Annotated in this window: 18 protein-coding genes and 1 riboswitch; of the genes, 8 read left to right on the forward strand and 10 right to left on the reverse strand. The window is 67.4% G+C overall.

The genetic code is table 11. The features are described 5' to 3' along the window. Window positions 1–250 precede the first annotated feature (250 nt). Window positions 251–1,654 carry a peptide MFS transporter gene (locus QNN98_RS00700; protein ID WP_502864547.1) on the forward strand — a complete coding sequence of 468 codons (1,404 nt, stop codon included), beginning with the start codon at window positions 251–253 and terminating at the stop codon, window positions 1,652–1,654. Window positions 1,655–1,776: 122 nt separating this feature from the next. Next, window positions 1,777–1,902: riboswitch (SAM riboswitch) on the forward strand. Window positions 1,903–1,921: 19 nt separating this feature from the next. Then, window positions 1,922–3,127 (forward strand): cobalamin-independent methionine synthase II family protein, encoded by a 1,206-nt coding sequence (locus QNN98_RS00705; protein WP_283995959.1) that lies wholly within the window; start codon window positions 1,922–1,924, stop codon window positions 3,125–3,127. Window positions 3,128–3,158: 31 nt separating this feature from the next. On the opposite strand, the gene QNN98_RS00710 is transcribed toward QNN98_RS00705, so the two are convergent. After that, window positions 3,159–3,509, reverse strand: coding sequence for a hypothetical protein (locus QNN98_RS00710; protein ID WP_227925962.1), 351 nt, complete (start codon window positions 3,507–3,509; stop codon window positions 3,159–3,161). Between the two features lie 119 nt (window positions 3,510–3,628). On the opposite strand from QNN98_RS00710, the gene pgm reads away from it, so the two are divergent. After that, complete coding sequence (gene pgm / locus QNN98_RS00715) at window positions 3,629–5,260, forward strand: phosphoglucomutase (alpha-D-glucose-1,6-bisphosphate-dependent) (RefSeq protein WP_227925961.1); 1,632 nt, start codon at window positions 3,629–3,631, stop codon at window positions 5,258–5,260. Window positions 5,261–5,322: 62 nt separating this feature from the next. Here pgm and QNN98_RS00720 read toward each other — a convergent pair whose 3' ends face one another. Beyond that, the gene (locus tag QNN98_RS00720; RefSeq protein WP_227925960.1) at window positions 5,323–6,750 is read right to left on the reverse strand and encodes an aldehyde dehydrogenase family protein; all 1,428 of its coding nucleotides are present in this window, start codon (window positions 6,748–6,750) and stop codon (window positions 5,323–5,325) included. After that, a complete protein-coding gene (locus tag QNN98_RS00725) occupies window positions 6,747–7,610 on the reverse strand; it encodes an SDR family NAD(P)-dependent oxidoreductase (protein ID WP_283995960.1) in 864 nt (287 codons plus the stop codon). Before QNN98_RS00725 ends, QNN98_RS00720 begins: the two co-directional genes overlap by 4 nt. A gap of 139 nt (window positions 7,611–7,749) precedes the next feature. Here QNN98_RS00725 and QNN98_RS00730 point away from each other — a divergent pair, with 139 nt between their 5' ends. Then, window positions 7,750–9,063 (forward strand): uracil-xanthine permease family protein, encoded by a 1,314-nt coding sequence (locus tag QNN98_RS00730; RefSeq protein ID WP_283995961.1) that lies wholly within the window; start codon window positions 7,750–7,752, stop codon window positions 9,061–9,063. A gap of 27 nt (window positions 9,064–9,090) precedes the next feature. Here QNN98_RS00730 and QNN98_RS00735 read toward each other — a convergent pair whose 3' ends face one another. Together QNN98_RS00735 and QNN98_RS00740 are read right to left on the reverse strand one after the other, a co-directional pair. Beyond that, the gene (locus QNN98_RS00735) at window positions 9,091–10,200 is read right to left on the reverse strand and encodes a glycerate kinase (RefSeq protein ID WP_227912563.1); all 1,110 of its coding nucleotides are present in this window, start codon (window positions 10,198–10,200) and stop codon (window positions 9,091–9,093) included. A gap of 61 nt (window positions 10,201–10,261) precedes the next feature. Beyond that, entirely contained in the window at window positions 10,262–11,062 is an 801-nt protein-coding gene (locus tag QNN98_RS00740; protein WP_231700561.1) for a glycerophosphodiester phosphodiesterase family protein, read from the reverse strand. A 126-nt stretch (window positions 11,063–11,188) separates the two neighbouring features. Between QNN98_RS00740 and QNN98_RS00745 the strand changes: the two genes are divergently transcribed. From QNN98_RS00745 to QNN98_RS00755, 3 genes are read left to right on the forward strand one after another with little or no spacing between them, the layout of a single operon-like run. Next, window positions 11,189–13,723 carry a bifunctional lysylphosphatidylglycerol flippase/synthetase MprF gene (locus QNN98_RS00745; RefSeq protein ID WP_283995962.1) on the forward strand — a complete coding sequence of 845 codons (2,535 nt, stop codon included), beginning with the start codon at window positions 11,189–11,191 and terminating at the stop codon, window positions 13,721–13,723. Next, on the forward strand, window positions 13,723–15,021 hold the full coding sequence (locus tag QNN98_RS00750) for an alpha/beta hydrolase (protein WP_283995963.1): 1,299 nt from the start codon (window positions 13,723–13,725) through the stop codon (window positions 15,019–15,021). The genes QNN98_RS00745 and QNN98_RS00750 overlap by 1 nt, the downstream gene beginning before the upstream one ends. Beyond that, window positions 15,018–15,815 (forward strand): phosphatase PAP2 family protein, encoded by a 798-nt coding sequence (locus QNN98_RS00755; RefSeq protein ID WP_227925953.1) that lies wholly within the window; start codon window positions 15,018–15,020, stop codon window positions 15,813–15,815. The genes QNN98_RS00750 and QNN98_RS00755 overlap by 4 nt, the downstream gene beginning before the upstream one ends. On the opposite strand, the gene QNN98_RS00760 is transcribed toward QNN98_RS00755, so the two are convergent. From QNN98_RS00760 to QNN98_RS00775, 4 genes are read right to left on the reverse strand one after another with little or no spacing between them, the layout of a single operon-like run. Then, window positions 15,736–16,587, reverse strand: coding sequence for an HAD family hydrolase (locus tag QNN98_RS00760; RefSeq protein ID WP_283995964.1), 852 nt, complete (start codon window positions 16,585–16,587; stop codon window positions 15,736–15,738). The genes QNN98_RS00755 and QNN98_RS00760 overlap by 80 nt on opposite strands. Before the next feature lie 27 nt (window positions 16,588–16,614). Then, complete coding sequence (locus QNN98_RS00765; protein WP_283995965.1) at window positions 16,615–17,151, reverse strand: YbhB/YbcL family Raf kinase inhibitor-like protein; 537 nt, start codon at window positions 17,149–17,151, stop codon at window positions 16,615–16,617. Between the two features lie 54 nt (window positions 17,152–17,205). Beyond that, a complete protein-coding gene (locus QNN98_RS00770; RefSeq protein WP_227912570.1) occupies window positions 17,206–18,114 on the reverse strand; it encodes a carbohydrate kinase family protein in 909 nt (302 codons plus the stop codon). Between the two features lie 35 nt (window positions 18,115–18,149). Then, complete coding sequence (locus QNN98_RS00775; RefSeq protein WP_283995966.1) at window positions 18,150–18,935, reverse strand: alpha/beta hydrolase; 786 nt, start codon at window positions 18,933–18,935, stop codon at window positions 18,150–18,152. A 118-nt stretch (window positions 18,936–19,053) separates the two neighbouring features. Between QNN98_RS00775 and QNN98_RS00780 the strand changes: the two genes are divergently transcribed. After that, a complete protein-coding gene (locus QNN98_RS00780) occupies window positions 19,054–20,166 on the forward strand; it encodes a GTP pyrophosphokinase (RefSeq protein WP_283995967.1) in 1,113 nt (370 codons plus the stop codon). Between the two features lie 44 nt (window positions 20,167–20,210). Here QNN98_RS00780 and QNN98_RS00785 read toward each other — a convergent pair whose 3' ends face one another. Then, entirely contained in the window at window positions 20,211–21,212 is a 1,002-nt protein-coding gene (locus tag QNN98_RS00785) for a LacI family DNA-binding transcriptional regulator (RefSeq protein ID WP_283995968.1), read from the reverse strand. Window positions 21,213–21,244 lie beyond the last annotated feature (32 nt).

The raw sequence follows: 21,244 nt of genomic DNA on the forward strand, positions 1-21,244 counted from the left end.
TAGGCAGCGCCCGGGTTTGCGCAAAATCCGGGCGTAACGGGGGCCCTATTGCACGTAATCTCGCGGAAATCGACCTGCAAACGGGTGACCTTCAGCACATGGCCAAGGGAAACCTGCCCGGTTCGGGGCGGAATACGCCGGTTTTCCCGGCGCTTACCCCCGCGGGGAGTGGGACCATTAATCCGTGAGCCATACCCCCAGTAACCCAGGCGTCCAAGAAGCGCGTAAAACCTTCTTCGGCCATCCCCGGATGTTGGCCAATCTTTTCAGTGTCGAGTTGTGGGAACGCTTCTCGTTCTACGGCATGCAGGGCATCCTGCTGTACTACATGTACTACAGCGTCACCGAGGGCGGCCTTGGCATCGACAAAGCCATCGCCACCTCGCTGGTGGGCGCATACGGCGGTGGTGTGTACCTGTCCACCATCATTGGTGCGTGGCTTGCGGACCGGGTCCTCGGATCCGAACGCGTGCTCTTCTACTCCGCCGCGATTGTTGTGCTCGGCCACATTTCGCTGGCCGTGCTCCCGGGCGCAGTGGGACTGGCCGCCGGCCTGATCCTGATTGCCCTGGGTTCCGGCGGCGTCAAAGCCAACGCCACTTCGCTGGTGGGGACCCTGTACGACGAAAAGGATGAACGGCGCGACGCCGGTTTCTCCCTCTTCTACATGGGCATCAACCTCGGCGCCCTGGTCGGCCCCCTCCTCACCGGCCTGCTCCAGGTGAAGCTCGGCTTCCACTACGGCTTCGGCCTGGCTGCCATTGGCATGGCCATCGGCCTCGTCCAGTACGGCCTGACCCGCAAGTACCTGCCCGAGGCTGCCCACCAGGTGACCAACCCGCTGCCGCGCCGCAAGTACGCCACCATGGGCGGCGTTGCCGCCGGCGTTGTGGTCATCGTTGCCCTGGCCGTGGTCTTCGGCCTGCTCAAGGCGGAGAACCTCGCAGTGGTCATGGCGACCGTGGCCATCCTTGCCTCGGTCGCATACTTCGTGATCATCCTGCGCAGCCCGAAGGTGGGCGCCGTCGAACGCCGCCGCGTGTACTCCTTCATGCCGCTGTTCATCGCCAGCGCCGCTTTCTGGGCCCTGTTCCAGCAGCAGTTCACCGTGGTGGCGCTGTACGCGGACACCTCGCTGGACCGGTCCATCTTCGGCTTCACCATGCCGGCGGCCTGGGTGCAGTCCATCAACCCGATCTTCATCATCATCTTCGCGGCCGTCTTCGCCGCGGTCTGGACCAAGCTGGGCGACCGGCAGCCGTCCTCGCCGCTGAAGTTCTCCCTGGGACTTGCCGTAATGGGCCTGGCCTTCCTGGCCTTCATCCCGTTCTCGGGCGGCGGCCCCAACAGCACCCCGCTGCTGGCGATCGTCGGCATCCTGCTGCTGTTCACCTTCGCGGAGCTGTTTATCTCCCCGATCGGCCTGTCCGTGGCAACCAAGCTGGCGCCGGAAATTTTCCGGACCCAGATGGTGGCGCTGTTCTTCCTTTCGGTCTCACTGGGCACCACGCTGGCCGGCTGGCTGGCACAGTTCTACGACCCCGAAACCGAGGTCAGCTACTTCCTGTTCAGCGGCGGAACCGCCATTGTCCTGGGCATCGCCCTGGCAGCGGCGACCCCGGCCATCAAGAAGCTGATGAGCGGCGTGCGCTAACCGGCACAACAGTTTCAGTTCCACCAGGACGGCGGCACCGGGCAACCCCGGGGCCGCCGTTCTTTTTGCCTGCCGTCACATGCTTGGCCTGCGCCCGGCGTCGTGGTTAGGATGGGCACCAGCTTCAGGAGACACGGCCGCCAAGCTCCGACTTGGCCGTGCACCAACCCCATGCTTCGCGGGTGGTTCGGATGACGAAGCGGCCTGCACCGCCTTTTCCAGGCATCCGGTGCAGGCAAGAGCACGTGAATCCCAAGGATTATTTCCATGCGCAAAAGCACCGACCGTATCCTGGCCACCCATGCCGGTTCCCTGCCCCGCACCCCCGAACTCCTCGCGGCCAACGCAGCCCGGGACGCGGAACCCTCCGACACCGGGGGCTATGCCGAACTGCTCAGCGACGCCGTCGCCGACCTGGTGCTGCGCCAGCAGCGGGCCGGCATCGACATCCCCAACGACGGCGAGTACGGGCACGCGATGTCCGCGGAGGTGGACTACGGGGCCTGGTGGTCCTATTCCTTTGCCCGGCTCAGCGGCCTGACCGTGGCGGAGACCGGCATCTGGGAGATGGAGCCCGTCCGTTCCGAGCCGGGAAAACCGGTACTCACCAGCTTCGGTGACCGCCGCGACCGCGGGCGCTTCCGCGAGGCCTACACCGACCCGTCGTCGGGCATCACCACCGGCGCCCAGAAGGTCTTCCCGAAGGTCACCGGCAAGGTGGAATACACCGGGTACGACGCCGTTGCCGGCGACATCCGAAACCTCAAGTCAGGGCTTGCGGCAGCGGGGCTGGAGGAAGGTTTCCTCGCCTCGCTTTCCCCCGGTTCCTGTTCACGCATCGCCAACGAGTACTACGCCACCGAGGAGGAGTTCATCTACGCCTGCGCGGACGCGATGCGGGAGGAATACAAGGCGATTATCGACGCCGGCCTGATTGTGCAGATCGACGATCCCTCCATTGCGGAGAACTGGGACCAGATCAATCCCGAGCCGTCCGTCGAGGACTACCTGCGCTTCACCGAAATCCGGGTTGAGGCCCTGAATTACGCACTGCGCGGCCTTCCCGAGGAGCAGATCCGCTTCCACCTGTGCTGGGGCTCCTGGCACGGACCGCACACAACGGACATCGAGTTCCGGCACCTGGCGGACACCCTGCTGAAGATCAACGCCGGCGGTTACAGCTTCGAAGCCGGCAACGTACGGCACGAGCACGAATGGCGGGTCTGGGAAGACACCAAGCTGCCGGGCGGCAAGGTGATCATTCCCGGCGTCGTCTCCCATGCCACGAACGTAGTGGAGCATCCGGAGTTGGTGGCGGACCGGATTGAGCGCTTCGCCCGGCTGGTCGGCCGCGAAAACGTGATTGCGTCTACGGACTGCGGGCTGGGCGGCCGCGTGCACCCGCAGATCGCGGCGGCCAAGCTCGAAGCCCTCGGCGAAGGTGCGCGGCTGGCCAGCAGCCGTCTATGGTGACCCGACAAGCACAACGACAAGTGAGGGCTTCCTAGCTGTCCAGCCCGGCGGCGGCCAGCGCCAGCATTCCGCTGGCCGCCGCCAGCAGGCCCAGGCCGCCCAGGGCGTTAAAGGCGCGGCCGCCGTCTTGGCGCAGGCCCCGGCTAAACAGGACCGCTGCGCTCAGCCAAGCCGCCAGGAACACCAGGACCGGCAGGACACCGGCGGCGAATCCGGCGGCCTGCTCGGCCCAGGCCGGGAGTTCGAACTGCCGGCGCTGGCTCCAAAAAAACCAGAAAACCGGGGCGGCGCATACGTAGATGATGTTCAGGACCGCCATGGCTGCCCGGGTGCCGCGGCGCATTCCGGGCTGAAGCTGCGCCGGTACCGCACTGGCCGCCATGGTGTGCCCCTCTCCGCCGCGCCCTCGCGGCTGTCCGATCGAGCATACGGCCGGACGGGCAGCTTTACACGTAGGCGGGCGTCTGCCGCACCTGCCGTTTCTTTGGCATGCTTAGGGGTATGTCTAATCGTGCAGGAAAACCCGCTGAACCATCCGACCTTGTAGATCTCACCGCGCTGTTGGACGCCTATTACGACGTCGCACCGGATCCTTCGAACGTGGCGCAGCGCGTTGCGTTCGGTACTTCCGGGCACCGGGGATCATCGCTGAACGGCGCCTTCAACGAGCAGCATATTGCCGCCATCACGCAGGCGATCGTTGAGTACCGCCGTTCTGCGGGCATCACCGGACCCCTGTTCATGGGCAAAGATACCCATGCCCTGTCCGAACCGGCGCAGAACACCGCATTGGAGGTCCTGGCGGCCAACGGCGTGAACGTGCTCATTGATGCACGGAACGGCTTCACCCCCACCCCGGCCGTCAGCCACGCCATCCTGAAGTACAACGCCTCACGGACGGACCAGTCCGACGGCATTGTGGTGACGCCCTCGCACAATCCCCCCGCTGACGGCGGCTTCAAGTACAACCCGCCCACGGGCGGGCCGGCCGGTTCGGACATCACCAACTGGATTGCCGACCGCGCCAACGAACTGCTGGAAGCCGGCCTGAACGGAGTGAAGCGCATTCCGCTGGGCGAAGCACGCCTGGCCGATTCCGTGGGCACGTACGACTTCCTGCAGAACTACGTCGAAGACCTCCCCTCGGTGCTGAACCTGGATGCGATCCGCAGCGCCGGCCTGCACATCGGCGCCGATCCGCTGGGCGGTGCTTCTGTGGACTACTGGGGCGCCATTGCGGAGCAGCACCAGCTGAACCTGACCGTAGTGAACCCCAACGTGGATCCGCAGTGGGCATTCATGACCCTGGACTGGGACGAGAAGATCCGCATGGACTGCTCCTCCCCGTACGCCATGGCCTCCCTGATTGCCCGCGCCGACGAATACGACATAGCCACGGGCAACGACGCCGACGCCGACCGGCACGGCATTGTCACCCCCGACGGCGGGCTGATGAACCCGAACCACTACCTGGCCACGGCCATCGACTACCTCTACCGCAACCGCTCAGGCTGGAGCGCAGACGCCATGGTGGGCAAGACCCTGGTGTCCTCCTCCATGATCGACCGCGTGACGGCGGACCTGGGCCGGGTGCTGATGGAGGTTCCCGTGGGCTTCAAGTGGTTTGTCCCGGGCCTGCTCTCCGGCGAGACCGCTTTCGGCGGCGAGGAATCCGCCGGCGCTTCCTTCCTGCGCCTGGATGCCAGCCCGTGGAGCACCGACAAGGACGGTCTCCTGCTGGCCCTGCTCGCCTCGGAAATGACCGCAGTGACCGGCAAGACCCCGTCCCAGCGGTACCGCGAACTGACCAACAGGTTCGGCGACCCGGAGTATGCCCGCGTGGATGCCCCGGCCACCCGGGAGCAGAAGGCGGCGCTGGCCAAGCTCTCGCCGTCGGACGTCACGGCCACCACCCTGGCCGGCGAGGAAATCACTGCCCGCCTGACTGAAGCTCCCGGCAACGGCGCACCCATTGGCGGACTGAAAGTGACCACGGAAAACGCCTGGTTCGCCGCACGCCCCTCCGGCACGGAGGACGTATACAAAATCTATGCCGAGTCCTTCAAGGGCTTGGAGCACCTGCACCAGGTGCAGGCTGAAGCCAAGGCCATTGTGGACGGCGTCATCTCCTAGCGATACCGCGTTAACGGCAAAAGGGCGGACCAGGAGGTCCGCCCTTTTGCCGTTAACGGGCGCTAGAGCAGCCGGCGCAGGATCTGTTTCTTCACTCCGTTGTACGGCGGGTACGCGAACCGGAGCGTATCCAGCAGGGTGCCCTTGCTGAAGACCGGGCGCAGCTGGCTGAACGTATCGAAGGAGTACTTGCCGTGGTACGCGCCGGTTCCGCTGGCCCCGGCACCGCCGAACGGCAGCCCCGGCACGGCCAGCTGCACGGTGCTGGCGTTGTGGTTGATGCTGCCTGCCCGTACGCCGGCCTCGAACGCCTGCCGCGCAGCTGCCGAATTGGTGTACAGGTAGGCGGAGAGCGGAACCGGGCGGGCGTTGATGAACTCCATCGCCTCGTCCAGGTCCTTCACGGTCAGCACGGGCAGGATGGGTCCGAAAATCTCTTCCTGCATCACCGGCGACTGCGGATCCACGTCCGTAAGGATGGTCGGTTCAAGATACAGGCCGGCACGGTCGCTGCGGCCGCCGGCCAGGATTGTCCCGCTGTCCAGCAGCCCCACCAGCCGCTCCCAGTGCTGTTCATTCACGATCCGGCCGAAGTCCCTGCTCTTGGCCGGGTCCTTCCCGAACAGTTCCGCCACGGCCTTGACGAGGTGTTTGCGCAGTGCGGGCGCGGCTTCCTCGGTGACCAGCACGTAGTCCGGCGCCACGCAGGTCTGTCCGGCGTTGAGCAGCTTGCCGAACACCAGACGCCGGGCGACGCCGGCCCAGTTGCCGTCCAGCACCACGGCTGGGGATTTGCCGCCCAGCTCCAGGGTGACCGGAGTCAGGTGCTCGGCTGCTGCCTGCAGCACAATCCGTCCCACACGCTCCCCGCCGGTGAAGAAGATGGAATCAAAGCGTTCCTTGAGCAGTGCGGTGCTGATGTCCTGCCCGCCCTCGACCACCGCGACGGCGTCGGAATCCAGGTAACGCGGTACCAGGTCGGCGAGTACCGCAGAGGTGGCCGGGGCCAGTTCGCTGGGCTTGAGCACGGCCGCGTTACCGGCCGCCAGGGCGCCCACCAGCGGGGCCAGCACCAGCTGCACCGGATAGTTCCACGGCCCGATGATCAGCACCACACCCAGCGGCTGCGGCTCTGTTTTCGCCGACGCAGGCAGCAGCCCCAGCGGCACCGGAACCCGGCGGCTGCGGGTCCACTTGTCCAGGTGCTTCAGCGCGTGCTCGGCCTCGGCCCGGACCAGAGACAGTTCCGTGACGTAGCTTTCCAGCGGGTTCTTGCCCAGGTCCGCTGCCAGTGCGTCCGCCAGCTCCTGTTCGCGTTCCCGGAACAGGCGGATGAGGCCCGTGAGCTGGGCGCGCCGCCACGCCGGCGGACGGGTGCGCCCGGATGCGTAGGCCTTCCGGACCCGCGCCAGGACGGCCGGCACCACTGCCGGGGATTCGGCGGACAGGGAGGATTCCGGGTCCGGGAAGGCGGAAACCATTTCGCTCATGCCTTGGCCTCTTCCTTTGCGCCATCCGCCGCCGGTTTCCGTCCGGTGAAGTGGTCCATGGACTGGTAAACCTTGAAAACACGGCCGGCCACCACGTCCCAGGCCGGCTGCGGCAGCACATTGCGCAGGGCACTGCCCAGGGCCACGGTCCACGGCAGCTGGATCCGTGCCTTGCCGGCCAGCATCGCCCCCCAGGCCCGGTCCACCACGTGCTGCGGTTCCATCAGCGGGGTCAGCAGCGGCCCGCGGGCACCTTCGAACATCCCGGTCTTGATGTAGCTGGGGATCAGGGTGGTGACGGCCACGTGGCCGTTGCCGGATTCATTCAGCTCCAGGCGCATGGAGTCGCTCCAGCCGATCACGGCCCATTTCGACGCCGTGTACACACTCATCTTGGGCACGGACAGCGTGCCTGAGGCGGAGGCAACGTTGAGGATCCGGGCCGGGGTGCGGCGTTCGATCATCCCGGGCAGGAAGGCCCGGGTCACCTGCATGGGTGCCAGGGTGTTCACGGCCATCACGGCGTTGATGTCTGCCTTCGGGGCGTGCTCCCAGAAGTATTTGCCGCGCACAATGCCCGCGTTGTTGATGAGGATGTCCGGAACGCCGGCGTCGCGGATCACCTTTTCCGCCGCAGCCTCAATGTCCGGCAGTGAACTGACGTCCACCGCATAGGGGTAGACAGCCGATGCGCCCTGCTCGCGCAGTTCGGCGGCGGTGCCTTCCAAGGCCTCGGCGTTGAGGTCCCACAGCACCACCGCGGCCGCGCCTTCACGGACGGCGCGTTCGGCATAAAGCCTGCCCATGCCCATTGCCGCGCCCGTGATAAGGACCACCCGTCCTGAAACTGAAATGCTCATGCTGCTCCATCGTCTAGCGGTACGGATTCAACGTTGTGACCGGTCCGCGCGGCGCGCGGGTCTTATTGCAACGTAACATCCCGGCAATCGTTGCCGGTTAGAATTTTGGTAAAACCCCCTGTCTTCGGAAGGCACAACCATGAGCAGATTCGGTACGGCCTGGACCCTCCATGGAGACGGTAAGACCATCAAGCCCGGCGCCTATGTTGCCCCTGAGGAGCGCCTGAGCTGGCCGCGCACCATCGGCATTGGTTCCCAGCACGTTGTGGCGATGTTCGGCGCGACGTTCCTGGTTCCGCTGCTGACCGGCTTCCCGCCTGCCACCACCCTGCTGTTCTCCGGTATCGGTACGATCCTGTTCCTGATCATCACCGCCGGAAAAGTGCCCAGCTACCTCGGTTCCTCCTTCGCCTTTATCGCCCCCATCACCGCGGCCACCAGCCAGCACGGGCCCGGCGGTGCGCTGGGCGGCATCATCATGGCCGGCGCGGCGCTGTTCCTCATCGGCCTGGCCGCGCAGGTGGCCGGCACGCGCTGGATCCAGCTCCTGATGCCGCCGGTGGTCACCGGTACCATCGTGGCGCTGATCGGGTTGAACCTGGCCGGCTCGGCCCGGACCAACTTCGAAAAGGGGCCGGTGACGGCTGTGGTCACGGTGGCCGTGATCCTGCTGGCCACGGTCCTCTTCCGCGGATTCTTCGGCCGGCTGTCCATCCTGATCGGCGTCCTGGCCGGCTACGGGGTGGCCATGCTGCGCGGCGAAGTGGATTTCGAGGCGATCAGTTCCGCGGCCTGGTTCGGCCTGCCGCACTTCCACGCGCCGAGCTTCCACTTCTCCGTGATCGGCTTGTTCGTGCCGGTGGTGCTGGTGCTTGTGGCCGAGAACGTCGGGCATGTGAAGTCCGTGGCCGCCATGACCGGCCGGGACCTGGACCCGTACGCGGGCCGGGCGCTGATGGCCGATGGCCTGGCGACCATGCTGGCCGGTTCAGGCGGCGGTTCGGCCACCACCACCTATGCCGAGAACATCGGCGTGATGGCCGCCTCCCGGGTGTACTCCACCGCGGCCTACTGGGTGGCCGGCATTGTGGCCGTCCTGCTCAGCCTGTTCCCGAAGTTCGGTGCGCTCATCGCCACCGTTCCGCCCGGTGTGCTCGGCGGCGCCGGCGTCGTGCTGTACGGCATGATCGGCATCCTGGGTGTGCGGATCTGGGTGGATAACCGGGTGAACTTCTCCAACCCGATCAACCTGTCCGCCGCCGGCCTTGGCCTTATCGTGGCCATCGCGGACTTCACCTGGGTCATTGGGGACCTGACTTTCGGCGGCATTGCCCTGGGCACCGGCGCGACCCTGGTGGCCTACCACGGCATGCAGGCCATCGCCCGCTGGCGGGGCACCGACCCCGACGAGCCGGCGGAGGACGCCGGGGCCACCCCCAGCCGGCTGGGCTAACGGCGGCGGAACGGCGGCCGCGGGCGCTCAGGCGCCTTCGAGGACCTGCCGGGTTGCCCAGGCAACGTATTTTGCCGCCTGGGACATTGCATCCTGCGGCCGCTGCACCACATCCAGCAGGCTGACGGCCGCAACAATCCCGTACTCCTGCAGTTGGTCCGGGGTCAGTGTGATCTGCCCGGCCACGGCAACCACGGGAATACCGGCATCCCGGGCCCGGGCCGCAACTTCCAGCGGAGCCTTCCCGTAGCGGGACTGGTTGTCCAGGGAGCCTTCGCCGGTGAGGACCAGATCGCAGCGGGTCAATGATTCATCAAGTCCGGTGAAGGCCGAGAGCAGTTCGAATCCCGGGTGCAGGGATGCCCCGGTGAAGGCCAGGAACCCCGAGGGGAAGCCGCCGGCCGCACCCGCCCCGGGGACATCGACGTCGACGCCGGTGGCCTCCTTCAGGAGCCGCGCCCAGTTGTCCAGCGCCTCTTCGAGCAGCTGCTGCTCCGCTGCGCCCGCGCCTTTCTGGCCGCTGAAGACCGCCGCCGTTCCTTCATAACCCAGGAGCGGGTTCCGGACGTCGGCGGCAATCCGCAGGTCCACCCCCGCCAGCCGCGGATCCAGTCCGGACGCATCCACTGATGCCGCGTTCAGCAACCCCGCGCCGCCGGGCGGCACAGGATTTCCATCCCGGTCCAGGATCTTCAGGCCCAGCGCGCACAGTGCCCCGGATCCGCCGTCGGTCATGGCCGAACCGCCGATGCCCAGGATGATGGTTTTCGCCCCCGCCTCCAGCGCGTGGGCGATCAACTGTCCGCTGCCGTAGCTGCCTGCAGCCAGTGCCGTCTCCGGGGAAGGATCCAGCAGGACCAGCCCCGAGGCGCGTGCGGTTTCGATCAGGGCCGTGTCGCCGGACAGGGCCCAGACGGCCGTGGTGTCCCGGCCCAGCGGCCCCGTGACGCGGGCCGTGCGGGGTTCGGCACCGGCGCCCAACGCGGCATCCAAGGTGCCCTCGCCGCCGTCGGCCACCGGAACCACCGTCACGGTGGCCTCGGGGTACACCGCGAGCACTCCCTCAGCCATGGCTGCCGCGGCTTCTGCGGAGGTGAGGGAGCCTTTGAACTTGTCCGGGGCAATAACTACGCGCATGTCTTCATCCTGCCAGCCGGGGGTGACATGGCGGCTACCTGTCTTCGACGCCGCCGCGCCCCTACCGCCACTGCCCGCGGTCCTTGAGCACCTTCACCAGGAGGTCTGACCGGTCCGAGACAATGCCGTCCACACCCAGGTCCAGCAACCGGTTCATGGTCTCTTCGTCATTGACGGTCCACACATGGACCTGCAATCCGGCACGGTGGCAGCGGCTCAGGAAGGACGAGGTGACCACGCGGACCGGTCCGAATGCCACCGGCACCTGGATGCATTGGAACCGGCCCAGCCGGGATACCAGGCCGGCGGCGCCCAGCGGCGCCAGCAGCCGCAACAGGACGGTCAGGGCAGTGCCCGCCGAGCTGGCCGCGGGCCGGCCCAGGTGCTTCAGTGTGCGGAGGCGGCGTCGGTCCGAGAAGGACGCCACCAGCACCCGGTCCTGCGCCGAGTGCTTTTCGATCAGCGCGGCGAGCAGTTTTGCGCCTGGTGCGTCCTTGACATCCACGTTCAGCCGCATATCCGGCCATTCGGTCAGCAGTTCCTCGAAAGTGGGGATCCGTTCGGAGCCGGCCACCAGGACCTCGTTGAGCTCACGGCTGGTGAGTTGGCTGATCTTTCCCGCCACTCCCCCGGAAATCCGGTCCACCGTCTCGTCGTGGAAGGCCATCAGGACGCCGTCCCGGCTGGTGCGCACGTCCGTTTCCAGGTAGCTGATGCCTAGGTCGGCGGCGGCGCGGAACGCGGCGAGTGTGTTCTCGTACCCGTCCGGAGAAAAGCCGCGGTGCGCCAGGGCAATGGGCTCGGGCCGGTCCGCTGCGCCGGACGGCGGATTGTCACGGGGCGCACGGAAGTACGGATGCATTGCGTTCACGCTCGTACTTTATCCAACCTGCGGCACGCACTGGGCCGGGCAGCACCGCTCCCGGACTCCGCGGCCCTAGAATGGCAGGACCCCGACCCCGGCTGGCTCCGGGCTGATGGAGGTTCCGTGGCTGACGTTCTTCCCGCCCCACGCCGCTTTGAGCGGTTTGTGCACTGGCCGCTGCAGTGGCTTCGGGGCAGTGTCCGGCGGTCGCCGGCCACCTTGGTTTTTATTGCCTCCTTCTGGGTGCTCGGAGCGCTCACTTCCTCGCTGGTTACGGGCCCGGAAGGGCCTCTGCAGGACTGGGCCACCCTTTCCGCGCATACCTTGACCGGGAACCCGGCGGCCCTGCTCCTGTGCTGTCTCTGGGCCAGCGGAATCGGAGGCTATATAGGCGGCACGCTGCTGGCCCTGATGGCCGGTTTGTCCTGCGAGCGGCTGCTGGGCACCGGACGGTTCCTTATGGTTGGTTTCACCGGGCAGATTGTTGGCGCGCTGCTTGCCATCGGTTTCGCGTCTGCCACCAGTGCCTCGATCGGTGACTGGTCCCGCGCATTGGTGTCCGAATCCTATGTTGGTCCGCTTGCCTTCATCGCCGCGGTTGTGGCCGCAGCCAGCGCCCAGGTCAGCACTTTGTGGCGCAGGCGCCTGCGGATCACCATGTTCACCCTGCTGGTATTGCTGGCCCTTTACGCCGGGAGTTTCACAGACCTGATGGTCCTGGGCGCGGCCGTTACGGGTGCGTTCATGGGACCGTTCCTGGCCGGACGGCGGCCCACGGTCCCGGAGCGGCTGGTCACCAGCCGGCGCGAGGCCGCAGTCCTGGTGGCGCTGGTGGTCCTTGCCTCCGCCGTCGGACCCGTTATTGCCGCGCTCAGCACCTCCGCAGTGGGACCGCTTGCAGTGCTGCGGTATCTGTTTACCAGCGTCGAGGTGAATACTCCGAACGAGTTGGCGGAGCTCTGCAATGGATCTGCCGCCGCCCGCGAGTGCGCCGTGGCCCGCATCCAGTTGCGCGCCGGACCGGCCGGGTTCTTCCTGGCCGTCCTGCCCCAGGTCCTGTTGGCCACCTTCTCCGAGGGGCTGCGGCGCGGCCGCCGGTTTGCCTGGCTGGCAGCATTGCTGCTGCAGGGCACCATGACGGTGCTGGCCACCGTCCGGCTCGGGCGGGCCCTCGCCCGAGGTGAGCTTGCCCTCCTGCCGCCGGGACCAGGCATTGTCATTGCGCTGGTACTGCCCATGGTGGTTCCATTGGCGGTCTTTGTGCTGCTGCTTTTCACCCGCCGGTTGTTTCCGGCCCGCGCCCCCGACGGAACCTACCGCCGGGTGGCCGCGGCTGTCGGGACATCCGCGGCGGTGCTGGCCTCTCTGTATCTCGGTGCCGGACTGCTGAACCGCGACGGTTTCAGCCCGGCTGCCACCCTGGGGCTGCTCGCAGCGGACCTGCCCGGGCGGTTTCTTCCCATTGCCGAGGTGGCCTACAGTACGCCTGCCCTTGACCCGGAGAATCTTCCCGCCGTCCTGGTCTACGAAGGCGTGGGCGTGCTGTTCTGGGTATTAACCTGCCTGCTCCTGCTGCGTTCCTTCCTGGTCCCGCCACGGAACCTGACAGCCCGGGATGAAGAGCGGGCCCGTTCGCTGCTGAAGACCCATGGTGGAAGCACCATGGCCTGGATGACCCTCTGGCAGGGCAACACCTATTGGTTTTCCCCCACCGGCAACTCCTATGTGGCCTATCGGGTGGACAGCGGCGTGGCGGTCACGGTGGGAGACCCCGTGGGGCCGCCCGGTGAACTTCAGCAGACGGTGGCGGGCTTTGCTGAGTCCTGCACGGACAACGGCATCACGCCCTGCTTCTACTCGGTGGGCGGGAAGGTGCGTGAGTTGACTGCTGCGCTGGGGTTTTTATCCCTGCAGGTGGCCGAGGAAACCGTGCTTCCGCTGGGCTCACTGGCTTTCAAGGGCAAGAAATTCCAAGACATCCGCACCGCACTGAACGCTGCCCGGAAACAAGGCATCAGCGCGCAGTGGATCAGCTATCCCACCGCTCCCCTGGCCGTGCTGGACCAGTTGCGGGCCATCTCCGAGGAATGGGTGGCAGATAAGAAGATGCCGGAAATGGGCTTCACTTTGGGCGGGCTGCAAGAGTTGGATGATCCGGAAGTCCGCTGCCTGGTGGCCGTCGACAATGACGGAACGGTCCATGCCGTGACATCCTGGCTGCCCGTGTACCGGGACGGGATTGTGGCCGGCTGGACGTTGGACTTCATGCGCCGGCGCGGTACCGGTTTCCGTCTGGGAATGGATTTTCTGATCGCGTCCGCAGCCCTGTCCCTGCAGGATGAAGGGAGCCGGTTCCTGAGCCTTTCCGGAGCACCCCTGGCCCGGGCGGTGGCCCGGGAGCCGGACGTCGACGGTTCACCGGTGATGGACCGTCTGCTGGATCTGCTCGGCGCAACCCTTGAGCCGGTTTACGGCTTCCGTTCCCTTCTGGCCTTCAAGTCCAAGTTCGCCCCGCAGTACGTGCCGCTTTTTATGACCTACCCGGATCCGGCCGCACTGCCGGCCATCGCCAACGCCCTGACCCGGGCCTACCTTCCGGATCTGTCCCTGGGCCAGGGGCTTGTCCTCGCCCGCCGGATCGTGGAACGGACAGGATGATGTCCCTGTCACTGGTCGACGGCATCCTTCCGATCGTCCTGCTGATCCTGGGCGCTGTCTCCCTGGTCTGGCTCGGTGTCAGCGGGCAGCGCCTGGGCTGGAAGCGCGCCCTGGCCGTTGTGCTGGCGGCATGCGCCCTTACCGCACTGATTTACGTGCTGGCGGAGTATGTATTCCATTGGTGGAATGCTTCCCTGCCGCGGCTGCTCTACCTGTTCAGCGCCCTGACCATCCTCGGGGTCCAGCTGGCGGTGTTGCGCGTGCTCGCGCCGGGCATCCGGATCCGCCGGCGGGTAGCCGGCGTCGCGGCGGGTCTCCTGGTGCTGCTGGCCCTGGCCGGCACGGTGAATATCGCCTACCACCAGTACCCGACGGTAGCCGCACTGTTCACCCCGCCGCCGGTCACTGATGATCCGCTGCCGCGGCCGGCGGAGGTCCGCCGGGACCTGCCTGCGGCGTCGGTGGAAAACTGGACTGCGCCCCCGGGCATGCCTGCCGCCGGCAAGGTGTTCCACCAGCAGATCCCGGGGGGCCGGTCCGGATATGCCTCCAATCCGGCGCTGATCTACCTTCCGCCGGCTTATCTGGCCGATCCGGGCAACGTGAACCTGCCGGTCCTGGTTCTGGTCCACGGGCAGCCGGGGTCCCCGGAGGATTGGCTGGTCAGCGGCGGACTGGCGGAGATCATGGATTCATTTGCCGCGCGGCACCACGGCCTGGCCCCGGTAGTGGTGCTTCCGGACCTCAGCAATGCCGGGAACAGCAACTGGCCGTTGTGCCTGGATACCACGGTCAGCAACTCGGCCACCTATTTGGCCCAGGACCTGCCGGCCTGGGTACAGGACAATCTGGGCACCGGCACCGCGGGGCCGCAGCAGTGGGCGATCGGCGGTTATTCCTACGGCGGCACGTGCGCCGTCCAGCTCGCCGCAAACTATCCGGGGGTTTATCCCACCTTCCTGGATATCGCCGGGGAGAACGAGCCGACCGTCGCCGGCGGCCACCACGAACTGTTGGACACCTACTTCAACGGTGACGAGGACGCGTTCCGGAAACAGAACGCCGCGGACCTGTTTGCCGCAATGCGGTTTCCGGATACGGCGGGAATCGTCGTCGTCGGCCAGGATGACAAGGTCTACGCGCCGGAGGGAAAGACGGTGTACGACGACGCCACGGCGGCCGGTGCCAATGTGCAGTTCCAGACGCTTCCGGGCGGGCACTCCTGGCAGGTGTGGGGGGCCGGATTGGAAAACAACCTGAACTGGTTGTGCACCCGGCTTGGGATACTGGAACCATGACCCGCGACCCTGGACCACACACCCGCACCGGCCGGACCGGCGGCGGAACGGGCAGCCGGATCCGGGACCTGCTGCAGTGGATCAGCCGGGTATCCTCCCCCCATGTAACCCTGCTGCTGATCCTGGCCGTGGGTTTGGTGCCCGCACTGGCCCTGACCCTGGTCTCCGCCGAGGTTTACGAATCAGTGGCCGAATCCGACGGTATTGCAGGCCTGGACCGGCCGGTTCTGGAATACGCCCTGACGCTGCGGTCCCCCGGCCTGGACGCCGCCGTCACGGGGTTCACCAACCTGGCCGGCAGCATCGGCATGCCGATCATCGCCGGGCTGACAGTGCTGGGGATGTGCCTGCGCTGGCGGTCCTGGACACCGCTGGTGCTCACTGCAGCGGCGGCGGCCGGCTCCCTCCTGATGACGATTTCCGGGAAGGCGATCATCGGGCGCACCCGCCCGGACCTGGCCGACGCCGTTCCTCCGTATGAGTCCTCCGCCTCATTTCCGAGCGGACACACCCTGAACTCAATCGTGATCGCCGGGATCCTTGCCTATTTGGTGATCCTGCATGTGCACACCCGCCGCGCGAAGGCCGCTGCGGTGCTGGCGGCCGCCGTGTTTACCCTGGCCGTGGGGCTAAGCCGGGTCTATTTGGGCCACCACTGGCTTACGGACGTTCTGGTTGCCTGGACCCTTGGAGCGGCCTGGCTGGCGGTGGTGATTACCGCACACCAGCTTCTGCGGCGCCTGCACGGTCGCCGAGAAGCCGTTCCAGGATCACCGCCACGCCGTCGTCGTTGAAAGCGGGGGCCGTGAAGTCCGCCGCCGCACGGGCTGCGGCATGGCCGGAGGCCATCGCATAGCCGTGCCCGGCCCAGTCCAGCATCTGGATGTCATTGGGCATGTCGCCGAAGGCCACGGTCTCCTCGGCGGTGATCCCCTTCTGCGCGGCGTAGTCCGCGAGTGTGACGGCCTTGTTCAGCCCTGGCAGGGACATTTCCAGCAAGGGCATGGTGGGTGCGGAGTGGGTGGTGGCCACCAGTGATGAGACCGCCGGTGCCACCCGGTGCAGGAACTCGTCCGGCAAGATCCCGGAGGCACGGGCCAGGAACTTGGCCACGCCGGCCTGGCCGTTCAGGGATTCGTGAAGCGGGCGGGGAACAATGCCGCCGAGGATTTCGGTGGATCCGGTGTCTGAGAAACCGGGTTCCAGATGGATCCCGTCCACGGTTTCGGCTGCGAAGGTGACTGCGGGGAACAGGTCCCGGATGACTTCCGCGGCGGAGAACATCTGCGCAAGCGGAAGCAGGCTGCTGGCCAGCACCTTCCCGGCCCCGAGGTCATACGTGATGGCTCCGTTGGAGCAGATGACGGTACCTGTGTGGCCGATCCGCTCGCGCAGCGGATCCAGCCAGCGGGGCGGGCGTCCGGTGACGAAAACGACGTCGATCCCCGCGTCCCGGCAGGCCCGGAAGGCGCGCACCGTCCGGTCGCTGATACTGTTGCCGGCTCCCACAATGGTGCCGTCCATGTCACTGGCTATCAGCCGCACCGGGCCACGCTGCTCCTGCATGCCTTTTAGCTTACGTCCGCGCCGGCGTCAGTCCGCGGGGATTTCGGCCGTGCCGACCATGACGGCGCGGCCCAGGGTATGCGTATACAGGGCGAATCCCAGTGCGGCGGGACTGGCGTCAGGGGCCACGTCCAGTTCCTCCGTGTCCACCGCGTGGACCACCACGTAGTAGTGGTGCCGGCCGTGTCCGGCAGGCGGGGCGGCACCCACAAAACCGGCGAACCCGGCGTCGTTGGCCAGCTGCACCGTGCCCCCGGGCATGTGCCCGCTGTTGGCTGCGTCCCCGGCGAGGCCGTTGACGGCCGCGGGGATGTTGAACGCCGCCCAGTGCCAGTAGCCGCTGCCGGTGGGCGCGTCCGGGTCATACATGGTGAGGGCGAAACTGCGCGTCCCTTCCGGGAACCCGGACCAGGCCAGCTGCGGGGAGGCATCCTTGCCTCCGGGCACACCCAGCCTGGCGCTGTACTGGGCGGGCGCGAAGGGACAGCCGCTGGTGAATTCCTCGCTCTCAACGGCGAACTGCGGCACCTGCGGAAGGTCCTTGTACGGGTCTCGGCTTTCCACTGCTTCTCCTCTGGCGGTTCTTGACCGGGCGGCCCGCGGGCCGGAACCGGGGACTTACGGAAGTTCGTTGCGGTAAGGCGGGTTCGCCCCGGCGCGGGAGACGGTCACTGCGGCGGCCCGGGCGGCGAAGGAGAGCAGCTTCTCGACCTCATCGACGCGGATCCGCGCCAGATCGCTGCGCCGTGCACCGCCGTCGAGCTCCCGGTCCATCAGGCCCACCAGCAGCGCGGACATAAAGGAATCACCGGCGCCCACCGTATCCACCACGGTGACCGTGGGCGCGGGGACAGCGCATTCCCCTGCCGCCGCCACGGCCCACGGCCCCTTGGACCCACGGGTCAGGACCACTAGGGATGGCCCGGCGGCAAGCCAGCGGCGGGCGGATTCCTCCGGGGACTCATCGGGGTACAGCCATTGCAGGTCCTCGTCCGAGGCCTTGACCACGTCGGCAAGGGCTACGAACTTTTCGGCCTGTTCCCGGGCATAGGAGACGTCGGTGATGATGGAGGGCCGGCAGTTGGGGTCATAGGTGACGGTGGCGGCGGGCCGGGCGTGCTCCACGGCGCGGAGCACATGGTCGGCACCCGGTGAGAGCATGGCGGCGATGGAGCCGGTGTGCAGCATGGTGGTGCCGTCCAGCAGCACCGGCAGGTCCAGGCCAGGCAGTTCCCATTCGAGGTCGAAGGTGTAGCGGGCGCCGCCGGCCGGATCGAGGACCGCGGTGGCCACGCTGGTGGGCAGGTCGTCGGCGGCGAAGGCGGTAAGCACGGAGTTGGCGCGCAGGTGCTCGGCGATCAGGGCGCCGTAACTGTCGGAGCCGAAACGGCCCACAAACTGCACCGGCCGCCCCAGCCGGGCCACGCCCACAGCGACGTTCAGGGGACTGCCGCCCGGGTGGGAGCGCCGCGGCGCAGTGTCGCTGACCACTTCATCCACCAGGGCTTCACCGATCACTGTAAGCATGCTGTCAAACCTAACAGAGCCGGGTACCCGTTTCCTTAAGGAACCCGGTTTCCTGCTGCTTCGTGAAGCGCCTCGACGACGGCGGCCCAGGCGGCGGTGCCGGGGGTGATCATGGCGAAGTGGTCCCCCGGGATGGTGCGCAGCTGCACACGGGTGCCGGCTGCGGCGGCCGCCTGGGCCCAGGAGGTGGAGAATCCTGCCGGAACCGTGGTGTCTTCCGCTCCGTGGAGCACCCAGGCCGGTACGGGCAGCGGCAGCGCCTGCATAGGGTCCGCGTCCACATAGCGTTGCGGGTCCAGGCCCGGTGGGCAGCCCAGGAAGTTTTCCACGGCACCGTCGCTGAGGCCCAGCCGGTGCGCCGCGGCCAGGTCCAGCACCCCTGACTGGCTCACGACGCCGGTAACGGTTACCGCGGACGGTTCGGCCTTGGCGGCTTTTGCGGCCAGCACGGCCAGGTGGCCGCCGGCCGAGTGGCCCAGCAGGGTGACCCGGGACAGGTCCGCGCCCTCGGCCTCTGCCGCCGGGGACAGGGCGTTGATGCCGGCCAGGACATCTTCGAGCGTTTGCGGCCAGCCGCCGCCGTTCCCGGCCCGCCGGTACTCCATGTTCCAGCAGGCAAAGCCGCGGGCGACGAGGTCCCGGGCCAGCGGCCGGCCAAGCTCAGCGGTGTATTTGGAGCGCCAGTAGCCACCGTGGATGATCACGACGGTCCCGTTGCGCGGGGCACCCTCCCGGCCGGACGGGCCTGAGGCCGGGAGGGTTAGTTCGGCATACTGTTCCGGCCCGGGACCGTACGGGACGCGCAGGGCTGCTTCGGTCATGGGGGGTCCTTGCTGCTGTAGGGCTTAATCTGGAGGGAGCCTACCGTCTGGTTTGACCTTCACGGTGTCACCATCAAGGTGCCACCGGCCGGCGGGCGGCAGGGGAAAGGGACATCGGTTGAGCGCCTGGGACACATTGGATGAGCGGCTGCGGCCGGTTGTCCAAGCAAGCACTGATGAGTACGCCCGGGTCCGCCCGGGCCTAAAAGCGGTTACCGCCGAGATGGAAGCGCACCTGCGCAGCGTCTTTGCGGACAGCCCTGTCCAGCCCCTGTTTGTTGCTTCCCGGACCAAGACCGTGGAGTCATTCCGGGCCAAGGCCGCCCGTACGCTGCCGGCGGAGAACCCCGGAGAGCTGCCCACGCTGCTCTTCCCGGACCCGCTGCGCAACCTCACCGATCTGGTGGGGGTCCGCGTGATTATGACCCTCCCGCACGAGGTGGATGAGGCCGCAAACCTCATCAAGCGCCAGCGGGCCGAGTTCGACTGCCGCGGTGACCGTGAGAAGGACATCGGCTCCATCGAGTCCGGCACCTACGGCTATTCCAGCCGGCACCTGATCCTGCGCACCATCCAGAATGAAACGGTGCGCGAATTCCATAAACTGCTGGAACCGGACCAGCGGCCCAACGGCAGTTACCTGTTCGAAGTGCAGATCCGCACCGTGCTGGCCCATGCCTGGTCCGAGATCGAGCACGACATCCGGTTCAAGGCCGGGGATCCGCGGGCCTGGAGCCCCTATTTCGACCGCCAGTTCACCTCCACGGCGGCCATGCTCGAGACCGTGGAAACGGCGTTCGCCGAACTGCACGAGCGCTATGAGACGGTGACCGGGTTCTGGGACGAGGAAGGGGAAGGCAGCGCCCCCCTGACCCCGAACCGGATCCGGCACGTCTGGATGACCCTGCTGCCGCATGTGAACCGGAAGGCCGGCGATGACTGGGGCTGGGCGGCGGAACTGCTGGCTGCGCACGGCATGAAGACCACCATGGACCTGGCCGGGCTGCTGCAGGCCGATGCGATCACCAAGGTCCGCGCGGCCCTGGACCACCGCTACTCCCCCGGCCCGGACCGGCTACTGGATGACCTGCTGCTCTGGCGCTTCGGCAAAAAGCACATTGACCTCACCGCCGAACCCGAAGACGCACCGGTCAAGCCGCGGCGTGAATCACTGGGCCGGCGGTACCGGCAGATGCAGATGTACCGGGCCCGGGAAGCCGACCAGTCCTAGCCCCTTAGTCGACACCCTTAGGCGGGATCCTCGAGCCGGCACTGTCAGGCCGAGGCCCGCCGGACCAGGCTGACCGGCGGCAGCATGTCCGCCGGTTCCGCCGGTTCCCCGCTCCGGGCACCGGTGTCCGGAGCGGACGGCTCACCCAGCGCCATCCTTGCAAAACGCTCCCCCAGCAGCCGGGCATCCACCCGGACAGTGGTCAGCGGCGGCACGGCGAGCCCGGCCAGGGGAATATCTTCCGCACCCATCACCGCCAGGTCCGCCGGTGCGGACAGTCCGCGGGCGGCAAGGCCTGCCAACAGCGCAAACGCATGGTCGTCGTCGAACGCGCACACTGCCTCCGCCGGCTCCGGCCCCTCCAGCAGGTGCCCGACGGCGGCCCGCGCCTGTTCCGCGTCCAGTTCAAGGTATTCGACGGCGGGCGCCGGCAGCCCGAGCCGCGCGCAGGCATCTTCGATGGCCGCCACGCGCACCCGGACCCGGTAGGCGTACGCCGGACCTGCGGGCACGGCCACCCCGATCCGCCGGTGTCCGGCCGCGGCCAGGTGCGCCACCTGCAGGGCGCCGATGCCCAGGTCCGGTCCCAGCGGATCATCCAGCGCCGGATATAGCGAGGCCACACGCAGCCCGGCAGCTTCCATGCCCGCCAGCTCAGCCTCCTCGAGGGGGGTGATGAGGATCAGCGCAGCGGGGGCCAGCGAATGCACCAGTGACGCGGCGCCGCCCTGCCGCGGCAGCCGGTGTGCAACCAGGCGCAGCCCGTGCTGCTCCACGTATTCGGAGGCGGCATCGATGATGATGGCCAGCGCCCGGCCGAGCGGCTCCGGCGGGAGCAGCATCAGCACCAGGTCGCTGCGGCCGCTGCGCAGTGTGCGGGCAGCGGTGGAGGGAATGTAGCCAAGCTCGCGGGCGGCGGCCAGCACGCGGTCCCTGGTGCCGGCCGAAATGCTCTGCCCGTTCCGCCCGTTCAGCACGTAGCTAACCGTAGCCCGGGAAACCCCCGCCGCCTTAGCGACGTCGTGGGAGGTGGCCCTGCGTTCCACCGGCTGTCCTTTCGCTGTGGACTGCGCCTTAA

This window comes from Arthrobacter sp. zg-Y1143, from assembly GCF_030125565.1.
GTDB lineage: Bacteria > Actinomycetota > Actinomycetes > Actinomycetales > Micrococcaceae > Arthrobacter_B.

What these genes read in the sequence shown, in the direction of transcription:
- QNN98_RS00705 (WP_283995959.1), top strand. Translation starts at nt 1,922, where the DNA reads ATGCGCAAAAGCACCGACCGTATCCTGGCCACCCATGCCGGTTCCCTG.
- QNN98_RS00735 (WP_227912563.1), bottom strand. Translation starts at nt 10,200, where the DNA reads ATGCGCGTAGTTATTGCCCCGGACAAGTTCAAAGGCTCCCTCACCTCC.
- QNN98_RS00730 (WP_283995961.1), top strand. Translation starts at nt 7,750, where the DNA reads ATGAGCAGATTCGGTACGGCCTGGACCCTCCATGGAGACGGTAAGACC.
- QNN98_RS00720 (WP_227925960.1), bottom strand. Translation starts at nt 6,750, where the DNA reads ATGAGCGAAATGGTTTCCGCCTTCCCGGACCCGGAATCCTCCCTGTCC.
- QNN98_RS00700 (WP_502864547.1), top strand. Translation starts at nt 251, where the DNA reads ATGTTGGCCAATCTTTTCAGTGTCGAGTTGTGGGAACGCTTCTCGTTC.
- pgm (WP_227925961.1), top strand. Translation starts at nt 3,629, where the DNA reads ATGTCTAATCGTGCAGGAAAACCCGCTGAACCATCCGACCTTGTAGAT.
- QNN98_RS00710 (WP_227925962.1), bottom strand. Translation starts at nt 3,509, where the DNA reads ATGGCGGCCAGTGCGGTACCGGCGCAGCTTCAGCCCGGAATGCGCCGC.
- QNN98_RS00725 (WP_283995960.1), bottom strand. Translation starts at nt 7,610, where the DNA reads ATGAGCATTTCAGTTTCAGGACGGGTGGTCCTTATCACGGGCGCGGCA.
- QNN98_RS00775 (WP_283995966.1), bottom strand. Translation starts at nt 18,935, where the DNA reads ATGACCGAAGCAGCCCTGCGCGTCCCGTACGGTCCCGGGCCGGAACAG.
- QNN98_RS00750 (WP_283995963.1), top strand. Translation starts at nt 13,723, where the DNA reads ATGTCCCTGTCACTGGTCGACGGCATCCTTCCGATCGTCCTGCTGATC.
- QNN98_RS00770 (WP_227912570.1), bottom strand. Translation starts at nt 18,114, where the DNA reads ATGCTTACAGTGATCGGTGAAGCCCTGGTGGATGAAGTGGTCAGCGAC.
- QNN98_RS00740 (WP_231700561.1), bottom strand. Translation starts at nt 11,062, where the DNA reads ATGCATCCGTACTTCCGTGCGCCCCGTGACAATCCGCCGTCCGGCGCA.
- QNN98_RS00755 (WP_227925953.1), top strand. Translation starts at nt 15,018, where the DNA reads ATGACCCGCGACCCTGGACCACACACCCGCACCGGCCGGACCGGCGGC.
- QNN98_RS00760 (WP_283995964.1), bottom strand. Translation starts at nt 16,587, where the DNA reads ATGCAGGAGCAGCGTGGCCCGGTGCGGCTGATAGCCAGTGACATGGAC.